This window comes from Streptomyces sp. NPDC005574, from assembly GCF_040605435.1.
Lineage (GTDB): Bacteria > Actinomycetota > Actinomycetes > Streptomycetales > Streptomycetaceae > Streptomyces.
This window is the reverse complement of sequence record NZ_JBEXCW010000071.1, coordinates 31559-43602: the sequence shown is the minus strand read 5'-3', so window position 1 is coordinate 43602 and position 12044 is coordinate 31559. Positions and strand designations below refer to the sequence as shown.

General features: G+C 74.2%; 8 protein-coding genes and 1 pseudogene. 4 read left to right on the top strand and 5 right to left on the bottom strand.

Annotated elements, in window-relative coordinates:
* Positions 1-153 precede the first annotated feature (153 nt).
* Entirely contained in the window at positions 154-2778 is a 2625-nt protein-coding gene (locus ABZT03_RS32060; protein WP_356045930.1) for a SpoIIE family protein phosphatase, read from the top strand.
* A gap of 54 nt (positions 2779-2832) precedes the next feature.
* Here the strand turns inward: ABZT03_RS32060 and ABZT03_RS32055 are convergent, their stop codons facing one another.
* Complete coding sequence (locus tag ABZT03_RS32055) at positions 2833-5109, bottom strand: hypothetical protein (protein WP_356045929.1); 2277 nt, start codon at positions 5107-5109, stop codon at positions 2833-2835.
* Between the two features lie 358 nt (positions 5110-5467).
* Here ABZT03_RS32055 and ABZT03_RS32050 point away from each other — a divergent pair.
* The 3 genes and pseudogenes from ABZT03_RS32050 to ABZT03_RS32040 all read left to right on the top strand — a co-directional run.
* Positions 5468-6469 (top strand): annotated as a pseudogene (locus tag ABZT03_RS32050) (hypothetical protein); the annotation flags it as partial.
* Positions 6470-6513: 44 nt separating this feature from the next.
* Positions 6514-7503 carry a phosphotransferase gene (locus ABZT03_RS32045; RefSeq protein WP_356045927.1) on the top strand — a complete coding sequence of 330 codons (990 nt, stop codon included), beginning with the start codon at positions 6514-6516 and terminating at the stop codon, positions 7501-7503.
* A gap of 5 nt (positions 7504-7508) precedes the next feature.
* Positions 7509-7847 (top strand): hypothetical protein, encoded by a 339-nt coding sequence (locus ABZT03_RS32040; RefSeq protein ID WP_356045925.1) that lies wholly within the window; start codon positions 7509-7511, stop codon positions 7845-7847.
* Here the strand turns inward: ABZT03_RS32040 and ABZT03_RS32035 are convergent.
* From ABZT03_RS32035 to ABZT03_RS32020, 4 genes are read right to left on the bottom strand one after another with little or no spacing between them, the layout of a single operon-like run.
* Complete coding sequence (locus ABZT03_RS32035) at positions 7844-8614, bottom strand: succinate dehydrogenase/fumarate reductase iron-sulfur subunit (RefSeq protein ID WP_356045923.1); 771 nt, start codon at positions 8612-8614, stop codon at positions 7844-7846. The two genes, ABZT03_RS32040 and ABZT03_RS32035, sit on opposite strands and share 4 nt — an antisense overlap.
* Positions 8611-10575 (bottom strand): fumarate reductase/succinate dehydrogenase flavoprotein subunit, encoded by a 1965-nt coding sequence (locus ABZT03_RS32030; RefSeq protein WP_356045921.1) that lies wholly within the window; start codon positions 10573-10575, stop codon positions 8611-8613. The genes ABZT03_RS32035 and ABZT03_RS32030 overlap by 4 nt, the downstream gene beginning before the upstream one ends.
* Before the next feature lie 18 nt (positions 10576-10593).
* A complete protein-coding gene (locus tag ABZT03_RS32025) occupies positions 10594-11430 on the bottom strand; it encodes a hypothetical protein (protein ID WP_356045919.1) in 837 nt (278 codons plus the stop codon).
* 18 nt (positions 11431-11448) lie between these two features.
* Positions 11449-11739 (bottom strand): hypothetical protein, encoded by a 291-nt coding sequence (locus tag ABZT03_RS32020; protein ID WP_356045917.1) that lies wholly within the window; start codon positions 11737-11739, stop codon positions 11449-11451.
* Positions 11740-12044: the final 305 nt, after the last annotated feature.

Here is a 12044-nt window from a genome sequence, read left to right as displayed (position 1 = left end):
GACTGGAAGTGTTGTCGCGGCTCGGACCGAAAACCATCGGGACCGTGCTGTGATCGTGAACACCGTGTTGTGCGGAGCCGTAGTGCTGGATACTGTGGGCAGCCGCCGCCGGTGACCGGTGCCGGACGCGGTGAGCTGGAGGGGACGGTTCGCGTGAGCGAGATACCAGCGAAGGCCACGGAGTCCGAGGACCCGTCGGGCGGTGCTGGAGCGGAGGTCGTGGATGCTGCCGCGATGGGAGTCCGCCCCGGCGAGACGCCGCCCGGCGACGCCCTGTGGCAGAGCAGCCCACCCGGCTCGATCTACGACTACATCAAGGTCGCGTCCTTCTCCATCGGGCCCGACGGGCTCGTCGACCAGTGGAGCCTGCGCGCCGAGCAGCTCTTCGGCATCCCCGCCGGGCACGCGGTCGGCATGGACCCCATCGAGGCGTTCATCGACCCGGACCGCCGCGAGGAGGGCCAGCGCAAGATGGCCGAGATCCTCGACGGCCGCGAGTGGACCGGCGTGGTGCCCTTCCGGCTGCCGGACACCCCCGGGGGCGAGCCCGGTCACGAGGGCCTCGCCGAGGTGTACGTCATGCCGACGCGGACGGAGGAGGGCGAGAAGGCCGCCGTCTGTATCGTCGTCGACGTCCGCACCCTGCGCAGCATCGAGACGGACCTCGCCGCCTCGCAGGCGATATTCGGTCAATCTCCCTTCGGCTTCCTGCTGATCGACCCCGATCTGCGGGTGCGCCGTGCCAACCAGCGGTTCGCGTCGATCTTCGGCGGCACGCCCGACGACCACCGCGGCCGCGGGGTCCACGACTACCTGCCGCGCTCCGAGGCCGAGCGGGTCGCCGCGACCCTGCGCCGGGTCCTGGAGACCGGCGACTCCATCACGGACATGCACGTCACGGGCTTCGTGCCGGGCTCCGAGGAGCGCCGGCACTGGTCCGTCAACCTCTACCGCGTGCACAGCGGCACCGGCCGCCCCATCGGGGTCGCCTGGCTCGGGACGGACATCACCGCCCGCCGCGCCGCCGCCCGCGAGGCCGCCGCCGCCCGGCGCAACCTCGCCCTGCTGAACGACGCCGGGGCCCGCATCGGCAACTCCCTCGACCTGGAGACCACCGCCCGCGAACTCCTCGACGTCGTGGTGCCCGGCTTCTGCGACCTCGCCACCGTCGACCTCTACCAAGGGCTGCTGGCCGGTGACGAGACCCCGCCGGGCCTCGCCGACGGCAGCGCCGAACTGCGCCGCGTCGCCTTCGCCAGCGCCGTTTCGGACGCGCCCTTCGTCGGCGGCGGCCCGCCCGTCGCGGTCGGCGCCGTCCACCACTATCCCTTCAACTCCTCCTGCGCGGACGCCCTGCGCACCGCCCGGCCGCAGTTCGTCCCCGCGGAGGAGGGCGGGCTCGTGCAGTCCACGCTGGCCGTGCCGATGGTCGCCCACGACACCGTCGTAGGACTGGCGCAGTTCGCGCGGACGAAGGGCAGCGAGCCGTTCGGCGACCGGGACCGCGACCTCGCGGTGGAGCTGGCCGCGCGGGCCGCCGTCTGTATCGACAACGCCCGCCTGTACCGGCGCGAGCACGAACGGGCGCTGATCCTCCAGCGGTCCCTGCTCCCGCCGGGCGACCCGGTCGCCTCCGGCCTGGACATCGCCTGCCGCTACCTGCCCGGCAACTCCTCCTCCGACCGGCCCAGCGAGGTCGGCGGCGACTGGTTCGACGTCATCGAACTGCCCGGACACCGCACGGCGTTGGTCGTCGGCGACGTCATGGGCCGCGGGCTGCGTGCGGCGGTCGCCATGGGTGAACTGCGGTCCGCCGTCCGCACGCTGGCCCTGCTCGACCTCGAACCGGCCGAGGTGCTCTCCGCGTTGGACGAGATCGCGCGTGGACTCGGCGCCCCCGGAGGCGTCCAGCAGGCCACCCGCTCGGCCCGCCGGCCGCGCGAGGCGGACCTGCTGGAGGTGTACCTCGCGACCTGCGTGTACGCCGTCTACGACTCGGTGACCCGCAGGTGCACCTTCGCCAACGCCGGCCACCTGCCGCCCGTCCTGGTCGAACCCGGCGAGGACGCGCTGATGCTGGACGTGCCGCCGGGCATGCCGCTCGGCGTCGGCGGCGAGCCGTTCGAGGAGGTGGAGGTCGAACTGCCCGAGGGCGCCCTGCTGGCGCTCTACACGGATGGACTGGTCGAGTCGCGCGACCACCCGCTCGACGAGGGCCTCCAGGCGTTCGTCGGCGCCCTCACCGATCCCTCCGCCCCGCTGGAGGACGTCTGCGACCACGTCCTCAACACCCTCGACACCCACCACGGCGAGGACGACATCGCCCTGCTGATGGCCCGCGTCCAGGGGCTGCCCGCCGGGTCCGTCGGCGACTGGACGCTGCCGCGCGAGCCACGCAGCGTGGGGCGCGCCCGCGAACAGGCCCGCCGGCAGCTGCTCGAATGGGACCTGGAACCCCTCGTCGACACGACGGAACTCCTGGTCAGCGAGCTGGTGACGAACGCGCTGCGGTACGGCGAGGGCGAGATCAGGCTACGGCTGCTGCTGGACCGCACGCTGGTGTGCGAGGTCTGGGACTCGGGCCTGGTCCAGCCGCGCCGCCGTCGCGCCCGCGACACGGACGAGGGCGGCCGCGGCCTGCAACTGGTCGGTCTGCTCAGCGCGGCCTGGGGCTCGCGCCGCACACCGCGCGGCAAGACGGTCTGGTTCGAACTCCCCCTGCCCGACGGCGAGAACGGCCTGGCGGACCCGGCGGAGGCGTTGCTGAGCCTGTTCTGAACGAGCCGTACGACGAGGGTCGGGAAGGGACGGCGCGCGGCCGGCCGACGCGCGTCACGGCACCGGCCCCGGGCCGTCCGGCGCGTCCGGAGCCGGCGTGGGTCCGGTTCCGTCGCCGTCGGCGTCGTTCGGCGCCACCGGCCGGACAGGCTCCGCCGTCCCCGAGGTCTCGGCGCGCTCCGGGTCTCCGGCGCCTTTCGGGCTTCCGGCGTTTTCCGGGGTCCGCGCACCCTCCGGGCCTTCGGCGCCGTTCGGGGCTCCGGGACTCCCCGGGGTCCCGGCGCGCTCCGAGCCTCCGGCGCGCTCCGGGTCTCCGGGACTCTCCGGGGTCTCGGCGCGCTCCGGGGCTCCGGCGCCTTTCGAGCTTCCGGCGTTCTCCGGGGTCTCCGCGCTCTCCGGGCCTTCGGCGCCCTTCGGGGCTTCGGAACTGCCCGGGGTCCTGGCGCGCTCCGGGTCTCCGGCGCGCTCCGGGGCTCCGGGACTCTCCGGGACCCCGGGACTCTCCGGGACCCCGGCGCCCTCCGGGCCTCCGGGACCCTCCTGGGTCTGCGCACCTTCCGGGCCTCCGGCACCCTCTTGGGTCCCCGCACCCCCCGCACCCCCCGCACGCCCCGCCGCCCCCGCGCCTCCCGGGTCCGCCAACGGCTCCGGCGATCTCGGGGGTTGGTGGTCGGTGGGGCCGCGGCGAGCCCGGGTGGCGGGGCCGCCGTAGCTCGCGGGTGGGCCGCCGTCCGGGTGCCCGCCGAGGAGGATGCCGCCGAGCACCGCGCCGCCCGCCCCGGTGGTGTGCTCCGCCGCGCCGACGGCCGGGGTGCCGTGCACCCGGACGTCCTGCCCGGCGAGTTCACGGGCCCGCCGGGCGAGGGCGTCCGCCGTCGGGCACCGCTCGGACTCCTCCGCGCCGGCCCGGCCGTACGGCGCCGCGGGGGCCGGGAGCGCGAGCAGCCGTTCCGCCTCCGCCAGCAGGGTGCGGGCCGCGCCGCCCACCGCACCCCGGTGCGTCCCGACGAACCCGGCCGCGAGGTCGGTGGCACTGCGGGCCGTCAGAGCGGCGGCCGCCGCCAGCACCCCGGTCCGGCCGGTGCCCACCGGCGCGACCGCCCGTTCGATCCGCCGGAGCGCGTCGAGCGGGTCGTAGGGCCCGGCGGTCAGCTCCTCCCGTACGGCGGCCAGGACCGCGTCCGCGTGCAGCACCCGGGAGCGCAGCCGCGAGACGGGCGGGTCCGTGTCGCCGTCGGCCGCACCGGCGGCCCCGCCCGGCGTGCCGGGAGCGCCGGCCGCCGGCATCGACCCCTCCCGGGCACCCGCGATCTCCGCTTCCGCGCCCGTGAGCGCGGCCGGCACCAGCCGTGCGGCGGCCGTCAGTTCGGCGGTGAGCCGGTCGATGCCGTCCAGGAACACGGCGGCCTGCGCCACGGCTCCCTCGGCGGCGCGCACCTGCCGGGCGGCGTCGGCGGGCTCGCCCAGATCGGCGGCCTGCCGGGCCCGGTTGAGCCGGAAGGTCGCGAACACCAGGCGGTCCCGGGCCTGTTCGACATATCCGGTCACGTGGACGGTGGCGGCGGGGGTGAACCGGTCACCCAGCTCGGCGAGAACGGCGTCCGCGGCCCCGGTGCGGCCCGCCAGCTCCCGGAAGCGGGCCTCGGCGGCCTCCAGGGCCGGGCCGGCCGAACGTTCCAGGTCGCGCAGGCGGTCGAAGTCGGCGGCCTCCGCGTCCAGCCGCCGCCCAGCCTCCTGGCACCGCCCGACGATCCCGGTGAGCGCGTGCCGCCGGGACGGCTCGTCCGCGGGGACCCCTTCGTCGTACTGCCGGCGCATCCGGAAGGCGGCCAACAGTTCGGCCTTCGCCTCCCGCAGGGCTCGGGCGAAGGGGGCCGCTGAGGGCGTCCCCGAACGGGCCTGGGCGAAGCCGAGTTCCTCACGGCTGGTGCGCAGGCAGTCGTCGGCCTCGGCGAGCAGCGCGAGGGTGCGGGCGTCGAGGTCGTCGAGCGGCGAGGAGGGCGGTACGGCGGGGGCGGCGCCCGGAGTCGTACGGGTGCGGGCCCGCCGGGTGCGCCGCAGGTAGCCGTAACCGGCGAGCGCGCCGACCGCCGCGACCACGACCAGGGGCAGGACGAGCGAGGCCGCGGACGTCTCGTCCTTGCCGGCCGCGGCGGCCACCGGGGTCGGCGTGGCCCGTACGGTCGCAACCGGGGTGTCGGTACTGATCGTCATCAAGGGCAGCACCAGCCACACGACCCCGGCCACGGCGCCGAGCAGGGCGTGCGCCACCCGCACGGATATGTGCGTGTTCGCGCGCCGTGGGCGGCCCCGGCTCAAGGATGACGTCACGTTTCGGAGCGTATGAGCAGGAATGCGCCGGCGCGACCGGGGCGCGTCCGGGGTGGGGTGCGCGGGGCATGAGGGCACGGGAGGGGACGACGTGGGAGGAAACGGCGTGGGGCGGGACGGCGTGGGAGGGGGCGGCGTGGGGGCGGAACGCACAGCGGCGACCGGCGCAGGGGCGGGCGGGACGGCGGCCACGCGGCACGCGGACCCGCACGGGCCGGACGCCCGGAAGCCTGACCCCGATGCCCCTGACCGGGAGACCCCTGACCCCGATGCCCCCGACCGGGAGACCCCCGACCGCAAGACCCTTGACCCCGAAACCGGCGAAACCCCCCGCCCCCGCCCCCGTCCCCGCACCCCCTGGCCCCGCCGTCTCCGCCGTGCCGGTCTCGTGCTGGTCCTGGTCCTCCTGCTGCCGGCGCTCGCCGGGGCCGTCGCCCTCCGGGTGAACTACGCGGGGGACCCGGCCGAGGGGACGTACACCCGTGACCGGGACGCGCTCTGGCTCGGGCACGCCTGGGTCGACGGGCGGAAGAAGGACGCGGACCTCGCGGCGCTGGCCCGCCGGCTCGGCGACACCGGCATCCACGACCTGTACGTCCACGCGGGCCCGCTGGAGGACGACGGCACCCTGCCCAAGTCGGCGTACAAGAACGCCCGTTGGTTCATCGACGGAGTGCGCCGGGAGCTGCCCGGCGTCCGGGTGCAGGCGTGGCTGGGCGACGTGCTCGCGACGGAGGGCCCCGCCGGCATGCACCTCGAACGCGCCGCGACCCGCGCGGCCGTCGTCACCTCCACGCGCCAGATCCTCGCCGCCGGCTTCGGCGGCGCCCACTTCGACCTGGAGCCGCTGCACTCCGACGACCGCGACTACCTCACGCTCCTCGACTCCCTGCACCGCGTGACGAAGGCGCACGGCGTCCCGCTGTCGGTGGCGGCCCACCAGATCGACCCGCTCCCGGCGTTCCACTCCCTCGCGGGCGCGATCACCGCGCACCCCAAGTGGTGGTCGCAGGCGTTCTTCGGCCAGGTCGCGCGCCGCGTCGACCAGATCGCCGTCATGTCGTACGACACGGCCCTGCCGTTGGAGAGCCTGTACGGCGGCTACGTCGCCGAGCAGACCTCCCTGGCCCTGGAGGTCACCCCGCCGTCGACCGACCTGCTGATGGGCCTGCCCTTCTACTACGAGGACAACATGGACCACCACGGGAACGCCGAGACCGTGCCCGCCGCCGTCCGAGGCGTCCGCCTCGGCCTGTCCCGCACGGACCCCGGCCGCGCCCGCTTCGGCGTCGCCCTGTACGTGGACTTCGCCGCCACGGAGGCGGACTGGACGGCGTACCGGGAGGGTTGGGTGCGCTGAAATCCGCCTGACGGCGGCTGGGGCGGGGTGCGAGGATCCGGCGGGTGACCTCCACCCGAGCGCCCCTCACCCGTGCCGAACTCTCCCCGCTCGCCCGGGCGGCCGCCGGGCCGGGGCGCTCCCTCGCCGGAGTCGCCCGGCTGCGCGGTGGCTCCAAGAAGGGCGTCTACCGGCTCACCCTCGACGACGGGACGACGGCCGTGGCCTACGTCTGGTCGCCGGACGAGGACTTCTGGGACGCCGGGCCCGGCGACCCGCACGACCCGTTCGGCCACGCCTCGGGGTTGGACCTCTTCACGGCGGCCCACGACCGGCTGTCCGGCCTCGGCGTCCCCACGCCCCGCCTGCTGTACGCGGACCGCTCGGGGCGCCACCTGGCCGCGGCGGCCGCGGTCGTCGAGGATCTGCCCGGAGGCAGCCTGGAAGGGGCGCTGCGGCGCGACGAGGACGCGGCACGGGCCCCTCTGGAGCGGCTGGCCGACGCGCTCGCCGTCCTGCACGCCGAGCGGGGGCCGGCCTTCGGGAAGGTCGCGCTCGTCGACAACGGCGGTGTGTCGTCCGGGGGTTCCTGCGAGCGGCGGGTCACCGAGGGCGCGCTGCGCGACATCGCGGCGGTCGCCGTACGGGACGAGCGGGTCGCCGCCGCCCGCGCGGACCTCGAAGGAGCGGTCCACCGCCTGGCGGCCCGGGTCCGCCCGCGCGACCACCTCACCCTCATCCACGGCGAACTGGGCCCCGACCACGTCCTCCTGAGCGGCGACGGCCGGCCCGCGCTGATCGACATCGAGGGGCTCATGTACTTCGACGCGGAGTGGGAGCACGTGTTCCTGGAGCTTCGGTTCGGCCGGTGGTACGACGTGCTGCGCGTCCCCGGACTGGACGAGGACCGGCTGCGCCTGTACCGGCTGGTGATGCACCTCGGCCTCGTCGCCGGCCCCCTGCGCCTCCTCGACGGCGACTTCCCGGAGCCGGCGGTGATGCGGGGCATCGCCGAGTACAACCTGTGCCGCGCACTGGAGTCGGTGGGACGATGACCGGCATGCATCTGACGCTGGTGGTCCTGGGCGCGCTGCTGCTGACCGTGCTGGCGGCCGGTGGGGTCGCGGGGGTGGCGGGCCGGGTGCCGCCGTGGCGGGCGCGCCGGGTCGCGCGGCCGAGGCTGTGGGGGTACGGCATGGTCCTCTCGGCGGCCGGCGGCGCCGTGTTCCTGTTCGCGGGGCCGCTCGACGGGCCGCACGGTTCCTTCGGCGCCGCGCCGGTCGTCGGCTGGGTGGCGTTCATGGCGGGGCTCGCGCTCCAGATGCTCGGGGAGCGCCCCGGCCGCACCACGCGGACGGCTCCCCCCGGGCAGGAGCCGTCCGCCGGCGACGGCCCTTAGGGGCGCCGCCTGCCGATCTTCGACCCCAGCCACACCAGGGGGTCGTACTTGCGGTCGACCGCTCGTTCCTTCAGCGGGATCAGCGCGTTGTCCGTGATCCTGATGCCCTCGGGGCAGACCTCGGTGCAGCACTTGGTGATGTTGCAGTAGCCGAGGCCGTGTTCGTCCTGCGCCGTGCGTTTGCGGTCCAGGCCCGACGCGTCGGCGGCGTCCAGCGGATGCATGTCGAGTTCCGCGACCCGCATGAGGAAGCGCGGGCCGGCGAACGCCGGTTTGTTCTCCTCGTGGTCGCGCACCACATGGCAGGTGTCCTGGCACAGGAAGCACTCGATGCACTTGCGGAACTCCTGCGGACGGTCCACGTCCTCCTGCATCATGCGGTACTCGCCGGGGCCCACACCCTCCGGCGGCACGAACGCCGGGACCTCCCTGGCCTTCTGGTAGTTGAAGCCGACGTTCGTCACCAGGTCGCGGATCACCGGGAAGGCCCGCAGCGGGGTGACCGTGATGGTCTCCGCCCGGTCGAACACCGACATACGGGTCATGCACAGCAGCCGGGGCCGTCCGTTGATCTCCGCGGAGCAGGAACCGCACTTGCCGGCCTTGCAGTTCCAGCGCACGGCGAGATCCGGCGCCTGGGTGGCCTGGAGGCGGTGGATGATGTCGAGGACGACCTCACCGTCGTTCACCTCGACCTCGAAGTCCTCCAGGCCGCCGCCCTCGACGTCGCCGCGCCACACCTTGAAGCGGGCCTCGTAGCTGCTCACTCGTAGAGCTCCTCTTCGGCGAGGTACTTGACCAGCTCCTCCTTCTCGAAGAGGGCGAGCAGGTCCGGGCGGACGGGTTCGGTGGTCTCACGGGAGAGGTCGATCTGGCCGCGCACCGGGTCCGTCGCGGTCGGCTCGACCTCGGGCTCGACCAGCCGGCACAGCAGGTTGACGCGGCGCCACGCGCGGTCCATCGACGGATGGTCCTCGCGCGTGTGGCCGCCACGCGACTCGGTGCGCTCCAGCGCGGCCCGCGCCACGCACTCGCTGACCAGCAGCATGTTCCGCAGGTCCAGGGCCAGGTGCCAGCCGGGGTTGAACTGCCGGTGGCCCTCGACGCCGGCCCGCCGGGCCCGTACCCGCAGCTCCGCCAGCTTCTCCAGCGCCTGCTCCATCTCGGCCTCACGGCGGATGATCCCGACGAGGTCGTTCATCGCCTGCTGGAGCTCCTGGTGGAGGGTGTACGGGTTCTCCGGCGGGTGTCCCCCGTCCGCGCCGGGCGCCGGGCCCTCCGCGGAGAAGGGGCGCAGGGCCTCGGCGGCGGCCGCGTCGACCTCGATGTCGTCCACCGCGGGCCGGCCGCCCGCCGCGCCGGTCGCGTACTGCGCCGCGTGCCGGCCCGCGCGCCGGCCGAACACCAGCAGGTCGGAGAGCGAGTTGCCGCCCAGGCGGTTGGAGCCGTGCATGCCGCCGGCGACCTCGCCGGCCGCGAACAGTCCGGGCACCCCGCGGGCCGCCGCCGACTCCGAGTCGACCGCGATACCTCCCATCACGTAGTGACAGGTAGGGCCGACCTCCATCGCCTCCGCCGTGATGTCGACGTCGGCCAGCTCCTTGAACTGGTGGTACATCGACGGCAGTCGGCGCCGGATGACCTCGGCGGGCATGCGCGTCGACACGTCGAGGAAGACGCCGCCGTGGGGGGAGCCGCGGCCCGCCTTCACCTCGGAGTTGATCGCGCGGGCGACCTCGTCACGGGGGAGCAGTTCCGGTGGACGCCGGTTGTGGTCCGGGTCCTCGTACCAGCGGTCGCCCTCCTCCTCCGACTGCGCGTACTTCTCCTTGAAGACGTCGGGGACGTAGTCGAACATGAAGCGTTTCCCGTCGGAGTTCCGCAGCACCCCGCCGTCGCCGCGCACCGACTCCGTGACGAGGATGCCCTTCACCGACGGCGGCCAGACCATGCCGGTCGGGTGGAACTGCACGAACTCCATGTTCACCAGGGGCGCCCCGGCAAGCAGCGCCAGCGCGTGCCCGTCGCCCGTGTACTCCCACGAGTTCGACGTCACCTTGAAGGACTTGCCGATGCCGCCGGTCGCGATCACCACGGCCGGCGCCTCCAGGACGAAGAAGCGGCCCGACTCGCGCTCGTAGGTGAAGACCCCGCTCACCCGGCCCGCGCCGGGGCCGCCGGACGCCGAGTCCTTGAGGACCCGGGTGACCGTGCACTCCTGGTAGACCTTCAGCCTCGACTCGTAGTCCCCGGTCTCCCGGTAGTCCTCCTGCTGCAGCGAGACGATCTTCTGCTGGAGGGTCCGGATGAGTTCCAGGCCCGTGCGGTCGCCGACGTGCGCGAGACGCGGGTACTCGTGGCCGCCGAAGTTGCGCTGGGAGATCCGGCCGTCCTTCGTGCGGTCGAACAGCGCGCCCCAGGTCTCCAGTTCCCACACCCGGTCCGGGGCCTCCCGGGCGTGCAGTTCGGCCATCCGCCACTGGTTGAGGAACTTGCCGCCGCGCATGGTGTCGCGGAAGTGGACCTCCCAGTTGTCACCGGAGTTCACGTTGCCCATCGCGGCCGCGATGCCGCCCTCGGCCATCACGGTGTGCGCCTTGCCGAACAGCGACTTGCAGATCACCGCCGTACGGGCGCCCCGCTCGCGCGCCTCGATCGCGGCGCGCAGCCCGGCGCCGCCGGCCCCCACCACGACGACGTCCCACTCCTGCCGATCCACCACGGACATCAGAGGACCCCACCCAATCTAGAAGAAGCGCGGATCGTCGAAGGCACCGGACGCCACCAGGAAGACGTAGAAGTCGGCGGCCGCCACGCTCACCAGCGAGGCCCAGGCCAGCGCCATGTGACGGGCGTTCAGCCGGCCGACCCACTGCCACATCCGGTAGCGCACGGGGTGTCTGGAGAAGTGCTTGAGCTTGCCGCCGACGATGTGCCGGCAGGAGTGGCAGGAGAGGGTGTACGCCCAGATCAGTCCGATGTTGACCAGGAAGACGAGGGTGCCGAGGCCCATGTGGCCCCAGTGGTAGTGCTCGTCGCGGAAGGAGAGCACGGTGTCGTAGGTCAGCACACCGGCGACCAGGAGCGCCGCGTAGAAGAAGTACCGGTGGACGTTCTGCAGGATCAGCGGGAAGCGGGTCTCGCCGGTGTACTTCCGGTGCGGCTCGGCCACCGCGCAGGCCGGGGGCGAGGCCCAGAAGCCCCGGTAGTAGGCCTTGCGGTAGTAGTAGCAGGTCAGGCGGAAGCCCAGCGGGAAGATCAGGATGATGATCGCGGGGGAGATGCCCCACCAGCTGCCGAACAGGTCCCAGTTGGGGCCGGCGTGCATGGTGCGGCAGCGCTCCGCGAGACACGGCGAGTAGAACGGCGAGACGTACGGCGCCGCGTAGTAGTCCGTGTCGGCGAAGGCCCGCCAGGTCGAGTACACGATGAAGGCGAGCAGGCCGGCGGCGGTGGCGGCCGGCGCCAGCCACCAGCGGTCGGTGCGCAGGTGCGGTGCGTCGATCGCGGCGCGCGTACCGGTGCGTACGCCGCCGCTGGGCGGATGGGACTCCGTGCCGGGGGGTTCCGTACCAGTGGCCAAGTCATGACTCCGGTCGGGTCAGGGTGCGTGCCGGTCGCGGGCGCCGAGACCCTCGTCGTCCGAGTCCGTCCACAGGCTGTTGTCGTACGGGGTGTCGGGGATGGAGACGAGGTCCGGCCGCCGGGGTCCGCCGAGCGCGGGAGCGGCCTCGCGCAGCAGCGCGACGCTCTCGCGCAGGTGGTCGGTGTCGGCGCGGACGCGGCGCATCTCCAGGCCGCCCCGGCCGAGCTGCTGCTCCAGGCGCTTCACGGACCGGTTCAGGTCCTCGAGGCAGCGCTGGACTGATGTCAGGTCGTCGTGCACGGACATGACGTGACCTCGCTTCCGTGGGCCGTCGGCCCTTGGGTGGCAACGTTCATGCGCCTGCGAGTGTTGCGCGTCACACCTGCCGGTGGGAACCCGTGTGCACGGATTGGCGGATCGTGACCGTCCGGGCGCCCCGCCCGCACTCCTGCGCGCGCCGGGGCCCGGGTGTCACGCGGTGCGTTCCCCGCCGGTTCCCGGGTGTCGCGCGAGGCGTTCCCCGCCCCGGCCCGGGTCCCGCCCGGTGGGCCCGTGGCGGATCTGCGCGGAGCGGTCGTACGACGAGCCGCGCGCCCCCTGCGCGCTCCGCC

Excerpts from the sequence above, each read along its gene's own strand:
- ABZT03_RS32040 (WP_356045925.1), top strand. The coding sequence starts at position 7,509 with ATGCATCTGACGCTGGTGGTCCTGGGCGCGCTGCTGCTGACCGTGCTG.
- ABZT03_RS32030 (WP_356045921.1), bottom strand. The coding sequence starts at position 10,575 with ATGTCCGTGGTGGATCGGCAGGAGTGGGACGTCGTCGTGGTGGGGGCC.
- ABZT03_RS32020 (WP_356045917.1), bottom strand. The coding sequence starts at position 11,739 with ATGTCCGTGCACGACGACCTGACATCAGTCCAGCGCTGCCTCGAGGAC.